The following is a 21,946-nucleotide window of genomic DNA, read 5'->3' on the forward strand; positions in this document are numbered from 1 at the left end:
TAAGCGGCGGCCGATCACAAGTCGCCGACCAGCAGGTCACGGGCCGGACACGCGTCCCGGGGACGCCCCCGACACGCCGCCGACATCGACACGAGAACGCAACATCGCCCACCCCGGAGCAGAGCCTCGGCACAGGACCGACCCCCGCGTCTCGGGCAGGGTCAGGATCGCGCCGAACGCGATCGCCGCGCCGACCGCGACGTAGACGAAGAACAGGGTGGCCAGCCCGGCCTGCTGCAGCGACTGCACGACCAGCGGGGCCGTGCCGCCGAAGACGGCGAGGGTCAGGTTGTACCAGGCCCCGATGCCCAGCGCCCGGACCGAGGTCGGGAAGAGCTCGCTCATCACCGCAGGGGCGATCGAGGTCATCATCGTGTACAACCCGAGGCCGACCGTGAACACGCCGAGCATGTTCCAGAACCCGGGCCCGATCAGGAGCGACAACGGCACGATCAGCACCGCCGTGGACGCCGACCCGACCAGCAGCTGCGGCCGGCGCCCGTACCGGTCCGACGCCGCGCCCATCGGGTACTGGAGCAGCACGAAGATCGTGGTCGCGATCGACAGCGCCAGGAACACCTCGGTCGCGCCCGCGCCGCGCGAGGTCGTCGCGAACGGGGTGAGCGCGGAGAAGAAGGTGTAATAGCAGAGCGTGGACAGCAGGGTGAAGCCGACGAGCCGGGCGACCGCCCGCGGGTGCTCGCGCAGCGTCAGCAGCAGCAGGTTCCGGATCTTCGCCGCGGCCTCCTTGTTGTCCTCGAACTGCTCGGTCTCGGCCATCTGCCTGCGCATCCACATGCCGATCAGGCCGAGCAGCCCGCCGATCAGGAACGGGACCCGCCAGCCCCAGGAGGCGAGCTGCTCGTCGGTCAGCGTCGACGCGAGCAGGAAGCCCATCAGCGACGCGATCAGCACCGCGGTGCCGGTCGAGATGTAGAAGAACGACGAGTAGCGGCCGCGGCGCTCGGCCGGGGCGATCTTGGCCAGGTAGGCCGAGGCGTTCGACACCTCGCCGCCGAGCGACATGCCCTGCGCGATCCGGGCCAGCAGCAACAGCACCGGGGCCAGCCGGCCGACCATCGCGAAGGTCGGCAGCAGCCCGATCACCACCGATCCGCCGGCCATCATCAGGATCGTCACCAGCATCGCCGTCCGGCGGCCGTGCAGGTCGGCGAACCGGCCGAGCAGCATCCCGCCGAGCGGCCGGAAGAAGAGCGCGAGCGCGTAGGCGGCGAGGGTGGAGATCAGTGCGAGGGCGGCGTTCTCCGGTGGGAAGAGCTGGGTCGCGAAGTAGATCGAGAACGTCGCGTAGATCGTCCAGTCGTACCGGCGGTCGACGAACAGCAATCTTGATATTTGCGTTGCGGAAGGCAGCGTTGCGCGCTGCTCCGCTCGCCGCGGCGTGGCGGAGCTGGTACCCCCGGAGGTGGCGAACCGACCCCCGAGGAGCCCCGCGATGCCGCTGTCCGACCCGATCGACGACTTCCGTCTCGCCTACGACCGGCACGGCGAACCGGGCGCACCGCCGGTGCTGCTGCTGCACGGCTGGCCGGGCGACCGGACCGACATGACCGCCGTCGCCGAGCGGCTCGGCGCCGGGCACGACGTCGTCGTCCCGGACCTGCGCGGCTTCGGCGGGTCCGACCGGCACGACCGGGACCCGGCCGAGCACTACGGGGCCGCCGCGCAGGCGCGCAGCGTCGCCGGGCTGCTGACCGAGCTCGGCCTCACCGGCGTCGTGATCGGCGGGTACGACGTCGGCAGCCGGGTCGCCCAGCAGGTCGCCCGGGACCGGCCGGACCTGCTGCGGGCACTGGTCGTCACCCCGCCCGCGCCCGGCGTCGGACGGCGGATCCTCGGCGAGGGCCCGATGCGCGAGTTCTGGTACCAGTCGTTCCACCAGCTCGATCTCGCCCGCGAGCTGGTCGACGGCGAGATCGGCGCCACCCGCTCCTACCTGCGGCACTTCTGGACGCACTGGTCCGGCCCGGACTTCACGCCGGACGACGACCGGCTCGACCACCTGACCGCCGCCTACTCGTCGCCCGGGGCGTTCGTCGCCTCGATCGGCTGGTACCGCGCCGGCGGCGGCGTGGTCGCCCGCTCGCTCACCGAGACCGCCCCGGACCCGGCCGACCGGATCACCGTGCCCACCACCTTCCTGTGGCCCGAGCACGATCCGCTGTTCCCCCGGGACTGGTCGGACCGGGTGGGCGAGTTCTTCGCCGACGTGCGGGTGGACGGCGTCGACGGCGCGGGACACTTCGTGCCGGTCGAGGCGCCGCAGGTGTTCGCCGACGCGATCGCCGCGGCCGCCCGCTGATGGGCCTGCCGCAGGTCACCGACGACGGCCCGGTCCGGACGATCACCCTGGACCGCCCCGGGCAGGCCAACGCGCTGCTCCCGGCCGACATCGACACGATCGCCGCCGCCGTCCGCGACGCCGGGGAGCGGACCCGGGTGATCGTGCTGACCGGCACCGGCGAGCGCGCGTTCGGCGCCGGGATGCACCTCGACGTCTTCACCGGCGCCGCCCCGGGCGACGGCCGGGCGATCATCACCCGGCTCGCGGACTGCCTGGCGACGGTCCGCCGCTCGCCGGTCCCGACGATCGCCCGGCTCAACGGTGCCTGCGTCGGCGCCGCGTTCGAGCTGGCGCTGGCCTGCGACCTGCGGGTCGCGCACGAGGAGGTGCCGGTCGGGCTGCCGGAGGTGAAGCTGGGCATCCCGTCGGTGGTCGACGCGGCCCTGCTACCGCACTACCTCGGCGCGGCGCGGGCGCACGAGCTGATCCTGACCGGCGACCTGTACCCGGTCACCGCGCTGCCCGGGCTGGTCAACCGGCTGGTGCCGGCCGGCCCGGGCGCGCCGGCCGGGCTGGACGCCGCCGTCGCCGATCTCGCCGCTCGGGTCGGCGCGCCGACCCGCGAGGTCGTCGCGGCGCAGAAGGGCCTGTTCGAGACCTGGCGCAACCACCCGCTCGACGACGCCGTGGCGCTCAGCGTCGACGTGTTCGCCGAGGTCTTCGCGCTGCCGGCGACCCGCGACGCGATCGGCCGGTACCGGTCGTAGGGTCGCGCCATGGCCGTCACCACCAAGATCGCCGACCTGACCGGGCCCGGGCACACCGACCGCTTCGGGATCGGCGGGACCGATCTCGGGATCGTCGCGACCGCCCCGGACGGACGGCTGGTCGCCGTGTTCGGCGACACCTTCGAGCGGGCCGGGGTCGGCGGCCCCGGCTGGCGCTCGCCGGTGGTGCTGTTCGCCGACCCGGACGGCGTCCGCTCCGGCCTGCGCTGGACCGGCTCCGGCGGCGACGCCGCCGAGTACGCCTGCCGGCTCGTGAACAAGCCGGCCACGAACTGGTTCCGGCTGCACCGGCGGGTCACCACGATCCTGCCCGCCGACGTCATCACCGTCGGCGACACGATGTACCTGCACGTGATGGCGAACAAGGGCCTGGGCAACGTGCTGTGGAGCGAGATCCTCGCCTCCCGGGACAACGGGGTCAGCTGGGAGCGGACCGGCTGCGAGTGGCCCGGCCGGCACTGCGACGGCCTGTTCCAGCAGCTCACCTGGGAGCACGGCGGTGACGGCCACGTCTACGCCTACACGACCGGCTTCCAGCGCCGGGACGGCCTGCTGCTGCACCGGGTGCCCGCCGACCGGATCACCGACCGCGACGCCTGGGAGCCGTGGGGGTTCGCCGGCGAGCGCTGGGACTGGGGCAACCCGCCGACCCTGACCGTCCCGGGCGCGTTCGGCGAGCTGAACCTGCGCCGGGTGCCCGGCCCGGACGGCCGGGAGCACCTGCTGCTGACCTACTTCGACGCGGGCCGCTACCGGATCGACGCGATGCTGCTGGACCGGCCGAACGCCGACCTGCACGCCGCCCCGCGCACCACGCTGCTGCACGGCTGCGGCTGGGACGACGAGGACCACGCCCGCGGCCGGGTCGCGCAGCTCTACGGCGGCTACGTCGTCCCCGGGTCCACCCTGGACGACCTGCACCTGGTGGTGAGCCAGTGGAACACCACGACGAACTGGCCGTACCGGTCCATGCAGTTCCGCACCGACGCCACCGAGCTGCTCGGCTGAGCGCTACGCCAGGACGGTGTCCGGCCGGCGCGGGCGGCCGGGCAGCACCAGGTTGAGCAGCACGGCGACCACCGCCGCGACCACCACCCCGGACTCCAGCAGCGGCCGCCACTGCCCCGGCAGCAGAGCCAGCAGGTCCGGCACCCCGGCCAGGCCGCGGCCGAGGCCGACCGACAGGGCCACGATCACCAGCGCGCGCTGGTCGATCCCGTCGGTGACCAGCATCTGGATGCCGATCGCGCACACCATCCCGAACAGCAGCACGACGCCGCCGCCGAGCACCGCGGGCGGGGTCGCGCCGATCACCGCGGCGGCCTTCGGCAGCAGCGCCATCGCGACCAGCACGCCCGCCGCGATCGTCACGACGTGCCTGCTCATCTGCCGGGTCAGCGCGATCAGCCCGATGTTCTGGCTGAACATGGTGGTCGGCAGCGCCGAGAAGACCGCGCCGAGCGCGGCACTGCCGCCCTCGGCGAGGAACCCGCCGCGCAGCTCGCGGCGGGTCGCCGGGCGCTGCGCACCGGCCTGGGTGACGGCGTTGACGGTGCCCACCGAGTCGACCATGTTGACGACGCCGACCACCGCCATCGTGAGGATCGCGATCACGTCGAAGCTCAGCCCGAACGCGAACGGCGTCGGCACCGCCACCCAGCCGGCCGGGCCGACGCCGGCCAGGTCGACCATGCCGAACGCGAGCGCCAGCAGGTAGCCGGCGACCAGCGAGACCAGCACCGCGGCCGTCCCCAGCAGGCCGGGCCCCCAGCGGTTCAGCACGACGGCGAGCACCAGCACGAACGCGGCCAGCCCGAGATGGCCCGCGGCGCCGAAGTCGGGCGCGGTCGCCCCGCCGGCGGCCAGGGTGAAGGCCGAGGGCAGCAGGCCGAGCCCGATCACCAGGATGATCGTCCCGGTCACCAGCGGCGGGAACAGCCAGGCGATCCGGTGGATGTTCAGCGCGATCAGCACCTGCACCAGCGCGGTCACCAGCACCGCGCCCCAGACGGCGGCGAGCCCCCGCTCGGCCGCGAGCGGCACGGCCACCGAGATGAACACGAAGCCGGAGCCCATCATGATCGGGAGCCGGCCGCCGACCACCGAGAACCCGATCGTCTGCAGCAGGGTCGCGAGCCCGGCGCACAGCAGCGCGCCCTGCACCAGCAGGGTCCGCTGCTCCGGGGTCGCCTCGACCGCGGTGGCGAGCAGGAACGCCGGGGTCAGGTTGCTGGCGAACATCGCCAGCACGTGCTGCAGGCCGAGCGGCACCGCCTCGCGCAGCGGTGGGAACGCCTCGGTGTCGGTCTGTGGCGGCTTCGGTGCGGTGGCGGTCATGGGCTCCCCTCTCCGGAGCCGACGACGTTCCCTGCCTCCGATGACGACGGTGTGACGGCGCGGGATCCGGCCGGGACCGTGTCATCCCCTGCCAACCGGGGCGCCGCAACGTCGTCGCGGCGCCCCTTGACGAGCCCGGACGAGCCCGGACGAGCGCGGCAGGCGCGGACCGGCACGCCCGCCGTGGGATCAGGCGGTGACCAGCGCGCCGACCGGCGTGCCGGCCAGCGCGGCGGTGAGGTTCCCCGGCGTGGTGCCGTCGATCACCCGGAACGACCGGACGTGCTTGGTGCGCCGCAGCGTCTGCAGCGCCTCGACGTCGACCGGGGCCGCCCCGGCGGGACCGGCGAGCAGTTCGGCGGCGGTGCGGTCGGCGGCGGGCACGCCGTCGCCGTCGCGCAGGTAGGTCAGCGACGCCGCGCCCCAGGCGTCGGCGAGCAGCAGGGCGCCGGTGTCGGTGCGGTGCGGCGGGATCTTCCCGGTGCCCGCCGGGAACTCGTGCACCCCGAACGGCGGGTAGCCGTTGGTGACGGCGGCGTTGGACGCGGCCAGGTGCACCGGCAGCTGGTGGGCGACGGTGTCGTGACCGAGGTAGGCGACGCCCCGGTCGGCCAGCAGCGCGGCGACCAGGTGCCCGTTCTGCTCGGCCTCCCGCCCGGCGAGCTCGGCCAGCGCGCCGGTCGGCAGGCCCAGGTCGAGCCCGACGCCGAGCACGTGCCGGGCCCGGATCCCGGCGCCGGTGCAGATCAGCAGCGGATCGCCGTCGAGCGCGGCGCGGATCTCGTCGGCCAGCGGCAGCAGCACGTCCCGGCCGCGGTCGATGATCGACCGCCCGCCGAGGACGAGCACCCGCAGCGCGGGCAGCATCCGGATCACCGGCCGCTGCTGGTCCACCGGGCGGACCCGGTCGCGGTCGAGCAGGGTCTGGCGAGCCAGCGCGGACTCGACGTCCTTCGGGTACGTGCCGCTCATCGCGCACCTCCGGCGGTGATGATCGTGCCGACGTGCTCGCCGGCGAGGGCGCGGGTCAGGTTGCCGGGCACCAGCCCGTTGACGATCTGGATCGACCGGACGTGCCGGGCGCGGCGCAGCAGGTGCAGCACCGGGCGCTCGACGACCAGGTCCGGCAGGTCCCGCTCGATCAGCTCGTCGGCGGTGATCTCCGGGATCAGCGTCGCCGACGGGTCGGTCTTCGGGTTCGCCGTGTACAGCCCGTCCTCGTCCTTGACGAAGATCATGTTCTTGCAGCCGTAGGTCTCGGCGACCAGGTAGCAGCCCGCGTCGGTGCGGTAGGGCGGGATGACGCCCTCGTCCGGCAGCGGCTGCCACATGGCGTACGGCGGCATCCCGGCGAAGATCGCCGCGCGGGACTCCGAGAGGTACAGCGGCAGCGCCTCGAACCCGCCGCCGGAGACCACCGGCACGCCGTGCCGGGCCATCAGGTAGCCGAGCATGGTGGCGTTCTGCCCGGCGACGGCGTTGCCGACCGAGCTGAGCACGCCGGTCGGCAGGCCCAGCTCGGCGGCCAGCGCGTAGGCGTGCCGGGCCCGCGTCCCGCCGCCGGTGCCGATCAGCAGCCGGTGCTCGGCGCGGGCCTGCAGCAGCTCCTCCACCAGCGGGAACACCGCGGCGCGGCCGCGGTCGACGAAGCTCTGCCCGCCGACCTTCACCACCGACACGTCGGGCAGCACGGGGGTGTCGGCGGTCCGCTCGGTGGCCGCGGCGAGCTCCGGGTCGTCCAGCGACCGGGTCAGCAGCAGCGCCTCGAGATCGGCCGCGGTCGCGGCGTCGGGCATCGTGGATCTCCTCGGGATCGGGGGACGCTTTCACGACGAACCTAGGCCCGCCCGACCGCGGCCGCAGCGGCGGTCAGGCCCCGGCGCCGGAACGCAGCCGGAACGTGCCCGAGCCCGGATCGAAGACCAGCTCGTCGGTGTCGAAGGCGGCGCCGACCGCGCCGGAGGCGGCCAGCCCGCCCGGGGTGCCGGTGACGATCCCGCCCGCCCCGTCGAGCAGCCAGGCCCGGTCGGCCAGCCGCAGCGCCAGCTCCAGGTCGTGGGTGGACAGCAGCACGCACAGGTCCTGCTCGCGGGCCAGCCGGCGCAGCAGCCCGAGCAGGGCCACCCGGGCGGCCACGTCGAGGAAGGCGCTCGGCTCGTCGAGCAGCAGCAGCGTCGGCTGCTGGGCCAGCGCCCGCGCGACCATCATCCGCTGCCGCTCCCCGTCCGACAGCCGGGCCAGCGGGCGCCCGGCGAGCGGTCCGGCGCGGACGGCGTCGATCGCGGTGTCCACGGCGGCGTCGTCGGCCGGGCCCTGCACCCCGCCGCCGCCGGTGTGCGGCAGCCGCCCCAGCTCGACGACGTCCCGCCCGGTCAGCAGGCCGGGATCGGGCCGGTCGGTGAGCACCACCCCGACCCGGCGGGCCCGGGCCGGGGCGCGCAGCGCGAGCAGGTCGCCGCCGTCGAGGGCGACCGAGCCGCCCAGCGCGGGCTGCAGCCCGGCCAGCGTGCGCAGCAGGGTGGACTTGCCCGCGCCGTTCGGCCCGAGCAGCACGGTCAGCTCGCCGCGCCCGGCGACGGCGTCGATCCCGGACAGCACCGGCGTGCCGCGGCCGCGGCGCAGCGCCCGCTCGGCCCGGTACCCGACGGTCAGCCCGGTCAGCACCAGCCCGCTCACCAGACGCCCCCGCCCAGCCGCCGGGAGCGCAGCAGCACCGCGACCACCACCGGCGCCCCGACCAGCGAGGTCACCACGTTCAGCGGGATCACCGTGCCGAACCCGGGAGGGTGCGCGACGATCGCGCAGGCCAGCCCGACGACCGCCCCGGTCAGCGCGGTCGCGGGCACCAGCACCCGGTGCCGCGACGTGCCGACCGCCATCCGGGCCAGGTGCGGCACCGCGATCCCGAGGAAGCCGATCGGCCCGCAGAACGCGGTGACCGTCCCGGCCAGCACGGCCGCGACGACCAGCACGCCCAGCCGCACCCGGCCGACGTCGACGCCCGCGGTGCGCGCGTAGTCGTCGCCGAGCAGCAGGCCGTCCAGCGGTTTGGCGAGCAGCAGCACCCCGAGCAGCCCGGCACCGACGACCGCGGCGAGCACCGGCAGCTCCCCGCGGGCCACCCCGCTGACGCTGCCCAGGCCCCACATCAGGAACTGCTGGGCGGTGTCCGGGTCGGTCCACACCAGCAGCAGGCTGACCACGGCGGTGATCGCCGAGCCGATCATCACGCCGATCACCAGCAGCGCGGTCACCGACCGGGCGAACCGGGACAGCAGCAGCACCAGGCCGAGCACCAGCCCGGCGCCGACCGCGGCCGCGCCGACCATGCCGAGCCGGCCGCCGGGGACCGGCGCCGCGCCGAGCCCGCCGGTGGCGAACGCGGCGGCGCCGGCGGCCGCGCCGAGCGTGGTGATCAGCGCGACGCCGAGCGCGGCGCCGGCGCTGACGCCGAGCACGTAGGGCTCGGCGAGCGGGTTGCGGAACAGGGTCTGGGTGAGCAGCCCGGCCGTGCCGAGCGCCGCCCCGGCCAGCGCAGCGGTCACCGCGCGCGGCACCCGCAGGTCGGTGACCAGCAGGTCCAGCCGCGGATCCGGGGAGCCGACGCCGAGCAGCGCGGACAGCGTCCGGGCCGGGCCGATCACCACCGAGCCGGTCGACACGGCGAGTGCGAACAGCAGCAGCGCCCCGGCGGCGAGCAGGCCCAGCACCACCGCGGCGCGGCCGCCGGAGCGCTGCGCGGAGCGGTCCGGTTCGGGTACCGGGGACGGCGTGGCGCCGGCCACCGGGCGCCGGGGCGCGGCACCCGTCATCCGGTGGGCACCTGCCGGTAGTAGACGAACTCGTGACCGGGCAGCAGCTCCGGGTGCAGGATCGCGACCAGGTCGGCGAGGATCTCGTCGGGGTGCAGCACGCCCCGCTCGTAGATCTGGTTGCCGCCGGTCGGGCCGAGGAACCGGTCCCGGGTCCAGACCTGCCCGTCCGGGCCGGCGGCCGCGATCGAGGTCAGCCGGGGATCGGTGGCGGCGATGTCGGCGGTGGTCCGCCACGGGCCGTCGGCGAGCCAGATCCGGGCGTCGCCGTCCTCGGCGAGCACCGACTCCAGGGTCTGCGGCAGCCGCCCGGTGCTCTGCGCCCGCTCCCCCGACCAGGACGCGCCCGCGTCCCGGAACAGGATCCCGGCCGTCGAGTCGCCCGCGGCGACCGGCCAGCTGCCCTGGTAGGGCTGACCGGCGACGATCGGCGTCGGCTCGGTGCCGCGGACCCGGGCGGCGAGCTCGGTGTAGCGCTGCTCGATGCCGTCGAACGCGGCGGCGGCCTCGGCGTCCCGCCCGGTCAGCGCGCCCATCACCTTGATCCACTCGGCCTGCCCGAGCGGGCCGGTCTCCAGGTAGTCGGCCCAGCCGACGGCCGGGATGCCGGCCGCCGCGAGCGCGGGCAGGGCCGGGTCGTCCTCGCCGCCGGTGAGCAGCACCGGCGGGTCCTCGGCGACGACCCGCTCGGCGTCGATCGCGAAGTTCCGGCCGAACTCGACGGCGGCGCCGGACTCGACGTGCGCGCGCACCGCCGGGTCGCTGATCAGGTCGGGCGAGCCGACCCCGGTCAGCCGGTCCAGCACGTCCAGCTCGGTGATCATCGGCAGCTGGGTGGTGGAGTAGGCGAAGATGCCCGCGACCGGGGTGCGCAGCACCGGGGCGTCGGTCAGCTCGGCCGGGAGGACCGGGTCGTCCTGCTCGCAGCCGAGCAGCACCACCGACTGCAGGGCGCCACCCGGGTAGGGCTGCCGGACGGTCAGCACCCGGTAGCCGTCGCCGCCGGCGATCTCGACGTTGGTGGCGTAGGAGAACGGCACGCCGGTGGTGGGGGCGTCGCCCGCCCCGGGGACGCATCCGGCGGCCTGCTCCGGGGGGACGGTCGGTGCCGAGCACCCGGCGAGCAGCAACAGGGACAGCGACGCGGCGGCGAGCCACCGAAGGTGAATCACCTGAACAGTCTCACATACATCGGGTCAGGCCCCGACGAGCCCGGACAGGGCGTCGAGAAGCCGGTCCACATCGGAGTCGTCGGTGTAGCAGGCCAGCCCGATCCGCAGCGCCCCGGTGTCGCCGAGACCGAGCCGGCGCGAGCACTCCAGCGCGTAGAACGACGAGGCGGGGGCCGCGATCCGGCGCTCGGCCAGGTACCGGTACACCTGCTCCGGCGGGTGGCCGTCGACGGTGACCAGCAGGGTCGGCGTCCGGCACGCGGCCCGCGAGCGCACCGTCACGCCGGGCAGCCCGGCCAGGTGCGCCTCGATCCGCTCCCGCAGCGCCAGCTCGTGCGCGGCGACCGCGGTCATCGACGCCTGCAGCCGGGCCCGCCGGTCCCCGCGGGCGCCGGTGTCGAGGCCGGCCAGGAACTCGACCGCCGCGGTCGTCCCGGCCAGCAGTTCGTAGGGCAGGGTGCCCAGCTCGAACCGCTCCGGCACGGCGTCGGAGGAGGGCAGCAGCTTGGCCGGGTGCAGCGTCTCCAGCAGCGCCGGATCGGCGGCGAGCACCCCGCAGTGCGGGCCGAGGAACTTGTACGGCGAGCAGGCGTAGAGGTCGGCGCCGAGCGCGCGCACGTCCACCGGCTCGTGCGCGGTCAGGTGCACTCCGTCGACCATCAGCAGCGCCCCGGCGGCGTGCACGGCGGCGGCGATCGCCGGCACGTCCGGGCGGGTGCCGACCAGGTTCGACGCGCCGGTCACCGCGACCAGCCGGGTCCGGTCGGACAGCAGCGGGGCGACGTCGTCCAGCTCGGCGGTGTCCGGGTCGAGGTCCAGCCACCGGACGCTCACGCCCGCCGCCTCCGCCGCGATCACCCAGGGCCGGATGTTCGCGTCGTGGTCGAGCCGGGTCACGACGATCTCGTCCCCCGGCACCCAGGTCGCCGCCAGCGTGCGGGCCAGGTCGAAGGTCAGCGCGGTCATGCTGCGGCCGAACACCACGCCGCGCGGGTCGGTGCCGAGCAGGTCGCCGATCGCGGCCCGGGCGCCGTGCACGATCGCGTCCGCGGCGCGCTCGCCGACGGTGATCGTGCCCCGGTTGGCCAGCGGGGAGATGAGCGCGCCGGCCACCGCACCGGCGACCACGTCGGGCACCTGGGAGCCGCCGGGGCCGTCGAAGTGCGCGATCCCGGCCCGCAGTGCCGGGAACCGGCTGCGGATGGCGGCGACGTCGTAGCTCATGGCACCAGCCTCGCATCCGGTGATCGAACGGTGACGTGTCGGTGACCCCGTGTGGGTGACGCACGGGGGATCATCTCCCCATGTCCAGGTCCTGGGAGCGCTCGCGCGGCCGGCACACACCGCGCCGGCGGCGGTCGCTGCACCGCCGCAGCCTCGCCCTGCTCACCGCGGGGCTGCTGGTGCTGGTCGCCTCGGTCGCCGGCGCCACCGCGGCGGTCGCCGGCGGCGGGTTCGGCGAGTCGATCGCGCGCAACCTCGCCGGGGCGGCGGCGCCGGAGCCGCCGCAGCCGCAGGTCCCCGCGTTCGTCACGACCAGCCCCCGGCCGGGCCCGCCGGTCGCCCCGCGCGGTCAGGTGCGGGTCGCGGCGAGCACCGGGCACCTGGAGGGCGTCGCGCTGACCGGCGACGACGGCCCCGTCCCCGGCGTGCTGTCGCCGGACGGCCGCAGCTGGACCGCGTCCGCGCCGCTGGACTTCGGCAGCAGCTACCGCTGGTCGGGCACCTGGGTGCTCGACGACGGCACCCGGCGCCCGCTCGCCGAGGACGCGTTCAGCACGGTCGACCCGGACGACGAGATCGAGGCGCGGCTCAACATCCGCGACGGCGCCGAGGTCGGCATCGCCGCCCCGGTCGCGCTCAGCTTCCCGGCGGACCTGTCCGACGAGGCCAAGGCGGCCGTCACGAAGACCCTCTCGGTGGAGACGTCCACCCCGGTGGAGGGCGCCTGGCGCTGGATGCCCGACGACGCCGACGGCTCCCGCGTGCACTACCGGCCGAAGGAGTACTGGCCCCCGGGCACCCGGGTGCGGGTGCGGGCCGCGCTGCGCGGGCTCGACCTGGGCGACGCCGGCTGGGCCACCGCCGACGTCGACCGGTCGTTCACCATCGGCACCGGCCGGATCGTGAAGGCCGACACCCGCAGCCACCAGATCGCCGTCGTCGAGAACGGCCGCGAGATCGCCCGCTACGACGCCTCCTACGGCCTGGAGTCCGACCCGAACCGGGTCACCCGCTCCGGCGTGCACGTGGTGATGGCCAAGTCGGAGAAGGTCCTGATGACCAACGAGGCGTACGGCTACGTCGACCAGCCGCAGTACTGGGCCGTGCGGATCTCCAACAACGGCGAGTTCATCCACGCCAACCCGGCGTCGGCCTACGCGCAGGGCAACCGCAACGTCAGCCACGGCTGCATCAACCTGTCCACCGCGGACGCGAAAGAGTTCTTCGCGATGGCCACCTTCGGCGACCCGGTGGAGGTCACCGGCAGCTCCGAGCCGCTCACCGCACGGGACGGCCTCTACCACGACTGGACCATCCCGTGGGACGAGTGGCGGTCCGGCTCCTGAGCCCCGCCGCGGGTCAGGAGCCGATCCGGTGCTCCTGGCCGGCCCACGCCGCGTCCCGCAGCACGAACTTCTGGATCTTGCCGGTGGACGTCTTCGGCAGCTCGGTGAAGGTGACCCGCTTCGGCGCCTTGAACCGGGCCAACCGGCCGCGGACGTGCTCGACGATCTCCTCCTCGGTCGCCGTCGCGCCGTCCTGCAGGGTCACGTAGGCGGCCGGCACCTCGCCCCAGCGCTCGTCCGGGATCGCGATCACCGCGACCTCCAGCACCGCCGGATGGTCGGCGATGGCCTGCTCCACCTCCACGCTCGCGATGTTCTCGCCGCCGGAGATGATGACGTCCTTGGAGCGGTCCCGGAGCTCCACGTAGCCGTCCGGGTGCATCACGCCGATGTCACCGGTGCGGAACCAGCCGTCCGGCGCGGCGTCCCGGGTGGCCTGCTCGTCGTCCAGGTAGCCGAGCATGACGTTGTTGCCGCGCAGCGCGATCTGCCCGGTGGTGGTGCCGTCGGCCGGTGCGTCGCCGCCGTCGTCGGTGATCACCCGGACGGCCTGCGAGATCAGGTTCCCGACGCCCTGGCGGGCCTTGAGCCGGGCCTGCCGGTCGCCGTCGAGGTCGTTCCACTCCGGGCGCCAGTCGCACAGCATCGCCGGGCCGAACGTCTCGGTCAGGCCGTAGAGGTGGGTCACGTCGAAGCCGAGCTCGGCCATCCGGCGCAGGATCGCCGGGCTGGGCGGCGCGCCGCCGGTCGCCACCCGGACCGGGGTCGACACCGGCGCCGCCTCCGGCGCGTAGGCGATCATCGACAGCACCGTCGGCGCGCCGTTCAGGTGCGTGACGCCCTGCTCGCGGACCAGCTCCCAGATCCGCGCCGGCTCCACCTTCGGCAGGCAGACGTGCGTCGCGGCGGCCGCCGTCACCGCCCACGGGAAGCACCAGCCGTTGCAGTGGAACATGGGCAGCGTCCACAGGTGCACCGACGACGGCGTCAGCCCGGTGTGCCCGACCATCGCCAGTGCCTGCAGGTAGGCGCCCCGGTGGTGGTACATCACGCCCTTGGGGTGCCCGGTAGTCCCGGACGTGTAGTTGATCGACAGCAGCGACCGCTCGTCGTCCGGGGTGACGGCGGTGGGCTCGCCCCAGCTGATCAGCCGCTCGTAGTCGTCGCCGACCCGCACCACCTGCGGCGGCTCGTCGAGCCCGGCCAGCGCCTCGGCGACGAGCTCGTCGAACACCGGATCGTGCACCAGCACCGAGGCCCGCGAGTGGCGCAGGATGTAGCCGACCTCGCCCGCCGAGAGCCGGGTGTTGACCGCGACCAGCGGGGCGCCCGACCACGGCACGCCGTAGGTGGCCTCCAGCGCGACGTGCGTGTTCGGCGCCAGCACCGCCACCGGGCGGCCGCCGTGGATCGCGGCGAGCCCGCCGGCCAGCTTGCGGCACCGCTCGTGCAGCTCGGTGTAGCTGAACCGCAGGTCCCCGTCGACGACGGCGATCCGGTCGCCGTGCGCGGCCGCGGCCCGGTCCAGGAACGACGTCGGGGTGAGCGGTTCGAACGACAGCCCGGTGAGATCGGCAGGGACACCGGCGGGATGGGGGATGCTGACGGCGCTGTCGTTCATGCCAGCACCTTCTCCCGCGGATGACGGGGTGCGCAATCGGCCGGTCGTCGCGTCCCCGTGTCACGCACCGGGCGCCCGGGGATCAGCCGGAGCCGGTGCCCATCGCGGCCCGGTGCTCGCGGACCAGGTCGGTCATCGCGACCAGGAACCGGGCGACGGCGTCGAGCTCGGCGTCGTCGAAGTCGGCCAGCAGCGCGTCCATCCGGCTGCCCAGCGGGCCGAAGAACGCGGCGCCGATCCCGGCCGCGTCACCGGACTGCCGCAGGGTGATCCGGCGCCGGTCCGCCGACTCCCGCCCGCGCCGCACGTGACCGGCGCGTTCGAGCCGGTCGACGAGCGCGGTGGTGGCCCCGGTGGACAGGCCCAGCCGGGCGCTCAGCACCCCCGGCGTCAGCGGGTCGCCCGCCGAGTCGGCCCGCATGATCGCGAGCAGCGCGTGCAGGTCGGTGGGGTGCAGCCGGTGACGGCCGGCGAACACCTGGCCGAGCAGCCCGGACTCGCCCGCGTAGTCCTGCAGCAGTGCGACCAGCTCGTCGCGTCGGGCCCGGGCCGCCATGCGGGGGAGCCTATCCGGCGCCGGTCAGCGGCCGGTCCAGCGCGGCGGCCGCTTCTCCAGGAACGCGGCGATCCCCTCGGCCCGGTCCTCGGACCGTTCGATCGCGGCCGTCGCGACGTCGGTCGCCGACCAGCCGCGCGCGTCCGGCTCCGACACGACCCGCTCCAGTGCGCGCAGGGTCACCGACACGGCGAGCGGCGAGTTCTCGCAGACCTGCCCGGCCAGCTCCAGCGCCGCCGCCTCCGCCGTGCCCGGCTCGACCAGCTCGTTGACCAGGCCGAGATCGTGCGCCCGCCGCGCGTCGATCGGCCGCCCGGTGACCAGCAGCTGCTTGGCGACGTTCAGCGGGAGCGGGCGCGGCGTGCGGAACAGCGCCCCGCAGTTCGCGACCAGCCCGCGGGCGACCTCGGGCAGCCCGAAGCGGGCCCCGGTGCCGGCCACCACCATGTCGCAGGCCAGCACGATCTCGAACCCGCCGCCGTACGCGACGCCCTCGACGGCGGCGATCAGCGGCCGCCGCCGGTCCCGCCGGACGACGCCGTAGTTCCCGCCGCGCGGGGTCGGCCCGCCCGAGCCCGCGGCCAGGTCGGTCCCGGCGCAGAACGCCGTGGCGTCCCCGCTGAGCACCCCGCACCAGAGGTCCGGGTCGTCGTCGAGCTCGTTGAGCGCGTCGTCGAGCGCCGCCGTCATCGCCGCGTCCACCGCGTTGCGCTTGCCCGCCCGGGTCATCCGGACCAGCAGCACGTGCCCGTGCCGCTCCGTCCGCACCCGCGGTTCCGTCACGTCCGTCACGTCCGGCAGCGTAGGCGCGGGCGGGCCCCGGGCGTCGCGGCCGCGGTGTTCGTACTGTGGTGATCGTGTCCCGCAACTCCCACCACTCCCGCACCCCCACCGCCCGGGCGCTGACCACGGCGACCGCGCTGACCGCTCCCCTGCTGGCCCTGGCCGGGCTGGGCCTGCACGTGCGGCGGAACATGGGCGCCTCCCGCGCGCAGCTGCGCCGGGTCACCGGCCGATCGCCGAACGCGGTCGACGGGATCTTCGCCAACACCGAGCCGGGCCTGCCGCGGGCGAAGGCGTCGCTCCGGATGCTGCTCAACATGATGCGCAGCCGGACCACCGAGGGCGTGCCGCCGGGCCCGGTGCCGCTCTCCCCGCTGGAGCAGGTCGCCGAGCCGGCCGGGCTCGCGGTCACCTGGCTGGGGCACGCCTGCGTGCTGCTGGAGATCGACGGGGCGCGGGTGCTCGTCGATCCGGTGTGGTCGGAGTACGCCACCCCGGTCCCCCGGCTGGGCCCGCGCCGGATGCACCCACCGGTCGCCCCGCTCTCCGCGCTCGGCGAGCTCGACCTGGTGCTGCTCACCCACGACCACTACGACCACCTGGACCGGCCGACGGTGCTCCGGCTGGCCCGCGACACCCGGGCGGTGTTCGTCGGCCCGCTCGGCGTCGGCGCGCACCTGCGCGCCTGGGGGATCCCCGGGCACCGGGTCGTCGAGCGCGACTGGGACGACGTGGTGCAGGTCCGCGGCCTGACCCTGACCTGCCTGGAGACCCGGCACTTCTCCGGCCGCGGGATCCGCCGCAACACCACGCTGTGGGCGGCCTGGAAGGTGGCCGGCCCGGAGCACTCGGTCTATCTCGGCGGGGACACCGGGCCGAGCCGGGTGTACGCCCGCACCGGGGCCAGGCACGGCCCGTTCGATCTCACCGTGCTGCCGATCGGCGCCTACGCCGATCTGTGGCCGGACGTGCACGCCGATCCGGAGCAGGCCGTCGCCGCGCATCGCGACCTGCGCGGGCGGGTGCTGCTCCCGATCCACTGGGCGACCTTCAACCTGGGCTTCCACCCGTGGGACGAGCCCGCCGAGCGGGCCCGCAAGGCGGCCGCCGCGCAGGACGTGCTGCTGGCGCTGCCGCAGCCGGGGCGGCGGATCAACCTGTCCGGGCCGGCCGGTACGCTGCGCGACACGGTCCCGACCGAGCCGTGGTGGCCGACGCCGCGCTGATCGGGGCCGTCCGGGGCAGGCCTCCCGGACCCCTCCGGTACCCCCGGCGCCTGCACCTTTCCGCCGATTCCACCTCACCCGGACGCCGTATCCACACTTCGGCCGGTAACAACTCCGGTGCTCTTCCGCGAGGGGTTCGACAGGGCACATCGGCATCCCTTACTGTTCTGCTCGGAAAACGCTTCACCGCGGTTCCGGGGGTTCCCGGCGGGATACCGACTCGCACCAGCGGTGACGATTCATCCGCTCGGATGCCCGAGATTCCCCCGGAAGGAATGACGACGTGGCGCAGCAGACGACGATCACGCTGATCGACGACATCGACGGCTCCGAGGCCGACGAGCAGGTGGAGTTCGCCGTCGACGGCCGCGCCTACGAGATCGACCTGTCCGCCGCGAATGCGGAGCGACTGCGCGAATCGCTCGCGCCCTTCGTCGCCGCCGCGCGCCGCGCGGGCGGTCGCCGGAGCTCGGCGCCCGCGGCGTCGTCGTCGAACGGATCCAGTGCGTCCGAACGCGCCGCGAACCGGGCCGTGCGCGAATGGGCGATCGCCCAGGGGATGAAGATCTCGGAGCGCGGGCGTATCCCGTCGTCGGTTCTGCAGGCGTATCAGAACGCGCACTGACCGCTTCCGTGGGCCACCGGCCCGCGGCGCGGGAATCGGCGCGTGCCGGCCCGGGGGCGGCCGGATGGCAGGATCGGCGGCGGAGAGTCCGCGCGACACCGCGCGACCGACGACGAGAGGCCCCGATGTTCCCTGGCACGCACGCCGCGACCACTCCCGACAAGCCGGCCGTGATCATGGGTGGATCGGGCGCGACACTCACCTTCGCCGAGCTGGAGGAGGGTTCGGCCCGGCTCGCGAACTACTTCCGTGCGGCGGGCCTGCGGGAGGGCGACGTCGTCGCGCTGATCTCGGACAACACCCCGCGGCTGTACGAGGTCTACTGGGCCGCGCAGCGGTCCGGGCTCTACGTGACCGCGGTCAACCATCACCTGTCCGCCCCGGAGACCGCCTACATCGTGCGGGACTGCGGGGCGAAGGCGCTGATCGTGTCGGCCGGGGTGGCCGGTCTGGCCGCCGCGGTCGAGGACCACGTCGAGGTGCCGGTCCGGCTCGCGTTCGGCGGTGAGATCCCGGGCGCCACCGGTTACGCGGACTACGACGCCGAGCTGGCCGGGGTGTCCGCGGAGCCGCCGGCCGAGCAGCCGCGCGGCGCCGACATGCTGTACTCCTCCGGCACCACCGGGCGTCCGAAGGGGATCAAGCCCGCGCTGCCGGGCCGCCGGGTCGACGAGCCCGGCGACACCTACCAGGCGCTGTTCGGGCCGATGTACGGGTTCGACACCGACACCGTCTACCTCTCCCCCGCGCCGCTCTACCACGCCGCGCCGCTGCGGTTCTCGGCCACCGTGCAGGCGCTGGGCGGGACCGTCGTGGTGATGGAGCGCTTCGATCCGGAGCAGGCGCTGGCGCTGGTCGAGCGGCACTCGGTGACCCACTCGCAGTGGGTGCCGACGATGTTCGTGCGGATGCTGAAGCTGCCCGAGCAGGTCCGCTCGGCGTACGACCTGTCGTCGCTGCGGGTCGCGATCCACGCCGCCGCGCCGTGCCCGGTCGAGGTCAAGCAGGCGATGATCGACTGGTGGGGCCCGGTGCTGCACGAGTACTACGCCGCCACCGAGGCCATCGGGATCACCTTCATCGACTCGGCCCAGTGGCTGGACCGGCCCGGCTCGGTCGGCCGGGCCGGCCTGGGCACCATCCGGATCTGCGACGACGAGGGCACCGAGCTCGGGCCGGGCGAGGTCGGCACGGTCTACTTCGAGCGGGACGTCCGGCCGTTCGACTACCACAACGACCCGGGCCGGACGCTCGCCGCGCAGCATCCCGAGCACGAGAACTGGACGACGACCGGTGACCTGGGCTTCCTCGACGACGACGGGTTCCTGTTCCTCACCGACCGCAAGGCGTTCACGATCATCTCCGGCGGGGTGAACATCTACCCGCAGGAGGTCGAGGACGCCCTGGCGCTGCACCCGAAGGTGCTCGACGTCGCGGTCATCGGGGTGCCCGACGAGGAGATGGGCGAGCAGGTCAAGGCCGTCGTCCAGGCGTCCGACGGGATCGGGACCGGGCCGGAGCTGGAGCGCGAGCTGATCGAGTTCGTGCGCGGCCGGATCGCCCACTACAAGGCGCCGGCGTCGGTGGACTTCACCGACTTCCTGCCGCGCACGCCGACCGGCAAGCTGGTCAAGCGGGAGCTGCGCGATCGCTACGTCTGAGCGCCGGGCGGCCGGCGCCGCGGGTAGCGGCCGCGGGCCAGCGCCGCGACGATCCCCAGCGGCACCGACACCACCAGCGCGGCGAGGAACAGCGCGGGGAACCGGCCGGCGTCGGCGAGCGGGGCGCCCAGCGCGGTCCCGGCCGAGCTGCCCAGGAACAGGGCGGTGGCGAACAGCGCGACCGCGGTCGCCCGTGCCTGCGGGACGACGTCGGTCGCCCAGGTCTGCAGGGTGGAGTGCAGGAACGCCCAGCATCCGCCGAGCATCAGGCCGGCCACGGCGACCGTCACCGGGTGCACCAGGAGCATCGGGCCGATCCAGGCCGCCGCCAGGAAGCCGCCGCCGATCCCGGCGAGCGCGGGGGCCGGGACCCGGCCGACCAGCCGTCGCACCACCCGGGAGAACAGCAGGGCGCCGACGCCGTAGCCGCCCGCGGCGATCCCGGCGAGCGCGGCCGTGCTGCCGCCCGCCTGCAGGGCGGGCGCCAGGTACGTGAGCACGCCCAGGACGACGGCGCCCTCGACGAAGGCGAGCGCCAGCACGACCAGCGCCCACCGGTTGCCGAGCACCGTGCCGACCGGACGCAGGATCGTCCACCAGCGCCGGTCGCCCGGCTCACCGGTGCCCGCGCCGGCGGCCGGACCGGGCTCGGCCGGGACCGGTTCGGGCAGGGCGCGCAGCGCGACCAGCAGCACGGCGGCGGCGGTGGCGGTCGTCGCGAACACCGCGCGCCAGCCGGCGAGATCGGCGAGCAGCCCGGCGCCCGCGGTGGCCAGCGCCGTCCCGACCGCGGTCGCGGCGAGCAGGTCGGACAGCGGGCGCTGCCGGACGGCGGCCGGCCAGGAGTCGCCGACGTAGACCAGGGTGGCCGGGATCAGCGCCGCGGTGCACGCCCCGGTGAGCACCCGGGCGACGACCAGCACGGCCGGCGTCGGGGCCAGCACCGACGCGATCCCGCCGAGGACGGCGCCGACCAGCGCGATCCGCATCACCCGGACCCGCCCGATCCGGTCCGACAGCACCCCCCACACCACCTGCATGAGCCCGTAGGCGAGGAAGTAGCCGCCCGCCGCTCCGGCGGCCGCGGCGAGCGGGATGCCGAACGACACCGCGATCGGCACCAGCAGCGGCGCGATCGCGAACCGGTCGCAGGTGCTGGTCAGGGCGGCGAGCTGCAGCAGCCGCAACCGCCGGGGACCGTCGGCGACCGCGTCGGCGGATGGGGTGCTCACCTCTGCACCCTGCCCCGCGCCCCCGCCGCCCGCCGCACCGGGCCCGCGGCATCCACCACTAAATGAATGTCGTTATCATTAGAGCCATGGCCGATCCGCGCGTCCCCGTCACGATCCTGTCCGGCTTCCTGGGCGCCGGGAAGACGACCCTGCTCGACCGGCTGCTGGCCGGCCGGGACGGGCGCCGGATCGCCGTCGTCGTCAACGACATGAGCGAGGTCAACATCGACGCGGCGCTGGTGGCCGGCCAGGGCACGCTGCACCGCACCGAGGAGCGGCTGGTCGAGCTCACCAACGGCTGCATCTGCTGCACGCTGCGCGAGGACCTGCTGACCACGGTCGGCGAGCTGGCCGCCGAGCAGCGCTACGACCACATCGTCGTCGAGTCGACCGGGATCTCCGAGCCGATGCCGGTCGCCGCGACCTTCGAGTGGGAGTTCGACGACGGCACCGCGCTGTCCGACGTCGCCCGGCTCGACACGATGGTCACCGTCGTCGACGCCGCCACCTTCGAGACCCATCTGACCAGCGAGGACTCGCTGCTCGACCGCGGCCTGCAGGCGGCCGAGGGCGACGAGCGGACGCTGTCGGACCTGCTCGCCGACCAGGTCGAGTTCGCCGACCTGCTGGTGCTCAACAAGACCGACCTGGTGCCGCCGCACCGGCTGGGCCGGATCGAGTCGCTGCTGCGCCGGATGAACCCGGGCGCCCGGGTCGTGCGGGCCGTGCGCGGCGCGGTGCCCGTCGCCGAGCTGCTCGACACCCGCCGCTACGACCCGGGTGCCGCCGCCCGCACACCGGGCTGGGCCCAGGAGCTCGCCGGCCCGCACACCCCGGAGGCCCGTGAGACCCCTGAGTACGGCATCGCCTCGGTGACCTGGCGGTCCGGCAGGCCGTTCCACCCGGCCCGGCTGCTGGACGCGCTCGGCGACTGGCCCGGCCTGCTGCGCAGCAAGGGCTTCTGCTGGATCGCGACCCGGCCGGACGTCGCCGGGCTGTGGTCGCAGGCCGGGCCGAACATGGCACTCGATCCGTCCGCCCCCTGGTCGTCGTTCGACGGGCCGCGCGGGCAGGAGCTCGTGTTCATCGGTCTCGGCCTGTCCCGCGCCGACGTCACCGGACGGCTCGATCCGGCCCTGCTCACCGACGACGAGCTGCTCGCCGGCCCGCGGGCCTGGCGGGAGATGCCCGATCCGCTGCCCGAATGGGACCTCACGGCGCTGCACGTGCACCCCGGGTAGCGTCCCGCTGCGTGCCC

The 21,946-nt window shown here is 74.9% G+C and carries 19 protein-coding genes and 1 pseudogene; 8 read left to right on the forward strand and 12 right to left on the reverse strand.

Annotation, left to right across the window (positions count from 1 at the left end; all coding sequences use genetic code 11):
* Positions 1 to 36: 36 nt before the first annotated feature.
* Complete coding sequence (locus ACVJO7_RS03765) at positions 37 to 1,347, reverse strand: MFS transporter (RefSeq protein WP_491671728.1); 1,311 nt, start codon at positions 1,345 to 1,347, stop codon at positions 37 to 39.
* A 109-nt stretch (positions 1,348 to 1,456) separates the two neighbouring features.
* Between ACVJO7_RS03765 and ACVJO7_RS03770 the strand changes: the two genes are divergently transcribed.
* From ACVJO7_RS03770 to ACVJO7_RS03780, 3 genes are read left to right on the forward strand one after another with little or no spacing between them, the layout of a single operon-like run.
* Entirely contained in the window at positions 1,457 to 2,323 is an 867-nt protein-coding gene (locus tag ACVJO7_RS03770; RefSeq protein WP_491671729.1) for an alpha/beta fold hydrolase, read from the forward strand.
* On the forward strand, positions 2,323 to 3,072 hold the full coding sequence (locus tag ACVJO7_RS03775) for an enoyl-CoA hydratase/isomerase family protein (protein WP_491671730.1): 750 nt from the start codon (positions 2,323 to 2,325) through the stop codon (positions 3,070 to 3,072). The genes ACVJO7_RS03770 and ACVJO7_RS03775 overlap by 1 nt, the downstream gene beginning before the upstream one ends.
* Before the next feature lie 9 nt (positions 3,073 to 3,081).
* Entirely contained in the window at positions 3,082 to 4,101 is a 1,020-nt protein-coding gene (locus ACVJO7_RS03780; RefSeq protein ID WP_491671731.1) for a glycoside hydrolase family 183 protein, read from the forward strand.
* 3 nt (positions 4,102 to 4,104) lie between these two features.
* Here the strand turns inward: ACVJO7_RS03780 and ACVJO7_RS03785 are convergent, their stop codons facing one another.
* From ACVJO7_RS03785 to ACVJO7_RS03815, 7 genes and pseudogenes are all read right to left on the reverse strand, one after another.
* Positions 4,105 to 5,430 carry a uracil-xanthine permease family protein gene (locus tag ACVJO7_RS03785; protein WP_491671732.1) on the reverse strand — a complete coding sequence of 442 codons (1,326 nt, stop codon included), beginning with the start codon at positions 5,428 to 5,430 and terminating at the stop codon, positions 4,105 to 4,107.
* A gap of 189 nt (positions 5,431 to 5,619) precedes the next feature.
* Positions 5,620 to 6,402: an amino acid kinase family protein gene (locus tag ACVJO7_RS03790; RefSeq protein WP_491671733.1), complete on the reverse strand. Its 783-nt coding sequence runs from the start codon at positions 6,400 to 6,402 to the stop codon at positions 5,620 to 5,622.
* Positions 6,399 to 7,226, reverse strand: coding sequence for an amino acid kinase family protein (locus ACVJO7_RS03795; protein ID WP_344026124.1), 828 nt, complete (start codon positions 7,224 to 7,226; stop codon positions 6,399 to 6,401). Before ACVJO7_RS03795 ends, ACVJO7_RS03790 begins: the two co-directional genes overlap by 4 nt.
* Before the next feature lie 73 nt (positions 7,227 to 7,299).
* Positions 7,300 to 7,995 (reverse strand): annotated as a pseudogene (locus ACVJO7_RS03800) (ABC transporter ATP-binding protein); the annotation flags it as partial.
* A gap of 107 nt (positions 7,996 to 8,102) precedes the next feature.
* Entirely contained in the window at positions 8,103 to 9,242 is a 1,140-nt protein-coding gene (locus ACVJO7_RS03805; protein WP_491671734.1) for a FecCD family ABC transporter permease, read from the reverse strand.
* On the reverse strand, positions 9,239 to 10,414 hold the full coding sequence (locus tag ACVJO7_RS03810) for an ABC transporter substrate-binding protein (RefSeq protein WP_491671735.1): 1,176 nt from the start codon (positions 10,412 to 10,414) through the stop codon (positions 9,239 to 9,241). Before ACVJO7_RS03810 ends, ACVJO7_RS03805 begins: the two co-directional genes overlap by 4 nt.
* A gap of 24 nt (positions 10,415 to 10,438) precedes the next feature.
* On the reverse strand, positions 10,439 to 11,638 hold the full coding sequence (locus ACVJO7_RS03815; RefSeq protein ID WP_491671736.1) for a cysteine desulfurase-like protein: 1,200 nt from the start codon (positions 11,636 to 11,638) through the stop codon (positions 10,439 to 10,441).
* A gap of 80 nt (positions 11,639 to 11,718) precedes the next feature.
* Between ACVJO7_RS03815 and ACVJO7_RS03820 the strand changes: the two genes are divergently transcribed.
* Positions 11,719 to 12,984, forward strand: coding sequence for a L,D-transpeptidase (locus ACVJO7_RS03820; RefSeq protein WP_491671737.1), 1,266 nt, complete (start codon positions 11,719 to 11,721; stop codon positions 12,982 to 12,984).
* A 13-nt stretch (positions 12,985 to 12,997) separates the two neighbouring features.
* Here the strand turns inward: ACVJO7_RS03820 and ACVJO7_RS03825 are convergent, their stop codons facing one another.
* The 3 genes from ACVJO7_RS03825 to ACVJO7_RS03835 all read right to left on the reverse strand — a co-directional run bounded on the left by ACVJO7_RS03825 (position 12,998) and on the right by ACVJO7_RS03835 (position 15,953).
* Positions 12,998 to 14,605 carry an AMP-binding protein gene (locus ACVJO7_RS03825; protein ID WP_491671738.1) on the reverse strand — a complete coding sequence of 536 codons (1,608 nt, stop codon included), beginning with the start codon at positions 14,603 to 14,605 and terminating at the stop codon, positions 12,998 to 13,000.
* Between the two features lie 82 nt (positions 14,606 to 14,687).
* Positions 14,688 to 15,161, reverse strand: a complete 474-nt coding sequence (locus tag ACVJO7_RS03830) for a MarR family winged helix-turn-helix transcriptional regulator (RefSeq protein WP_491671739.1) — start codon at positions 15,159 to 15,161, stop codon at positions 14,688 to 14,690.
* A gap of 24 nt (positions 15,162 to 15,185) precedes the next feature.
* The gene (locus tag ACVJO7_RS03835) at positions 15,186 to 15,953 is read right to left on the reverse strand and encodes an enoyl-CoA hydratase-related protein (protein WP_344026139.1); all 768 of its coding nucleotides are present in this window, start codon (positions 15,951 to 15,953) and stop codon (positions 15,186 to 15,188) included.
* Between the two features lie 65 nt (positions 15,954 to 16,018).
* On the opposite strand from ACVJO7_RS03835, the gene ACVJO7_RS03840 reads away from it, so the two are divergent.
* The 3 genes from ACVJO7_RS03840 (at position 16,019) to ACVJO7_RS03850 (ending at position 19,456) form a co-directional block, all read left to right on the forward strand.
* Complete coding sequence (locus ACVJO7_RS03840; RefSeq protein WP_491671740.1) at positions 16,019 to 17,170, forward strand: MBL fold metallo-hydrolase; 1,152 nt, start codon at positions 16,019 to 16,021, stop codon at positions 17,168 to 17,170.
* Between the two features lie 283 nt (positions 17,171 to 17,453).
* A complete protein-coding gene (locus ACVJO7_RS03845; RefSeq protein ID WP_344026143.1) occupies positions 17,454 to 17,795 on the forward strand; it encodes a histone-like nucleoid-structuring protein Lsr2 in 342 nt (113 codons plus the stop codon).
* Between the two features lie 125 nt (positions 17,796 to 17,920).
* On the forward strand, positions 17,921 to 19,456 hold the full coding sequence (locus tag ACVJO7_RS03850) for an acyl-CoA synthetase (protein ID WP_491671741.1): 1,536 nt from the start codon (positions 17,921 to 17,923) through the stop codon (positions 19,454 to 19,456).
* On the opposite strand, the gene ACVJO7_RS03855 is transcribed toward ACVJO7_RS03850, so the two are convergent.
* A complete protein-coding gene (locus tag ACVJO7_RS03855; RefSeq protein WP_344026147.1) occupies positions 19,447 to 20,688 on the reverse strand; it encodes an MFS transporter in 1,242 nt (413 codons plus the stop codon). The genes ACVJO7_RS03850 and ACVJO7_RS03855 overlap by 10 nt on opposite strands.
* An 86-nt stretch (positions 20,689 to 20,774) precedes the next feature.
* On the opposite strand from ACVJO7_RS03855, the gene ACVJO7_RS03860 reads away from it, so the two are divergent.
* Entirely contained in the window at positions 20,775 to 21,929 is a 1,155-nt protein-coding gene (locus ACVJO7_RS03860) for a GTP-binding protein (protein WP_491671742.1), read from the forward strand.
* The last annotated feature ends 17 nt before the right edge of the window (positions 21,930 to 21,946 follow it).

It is taken from the genome of Pseudonocardia sp. DxW (assembly GCF_058448985.1).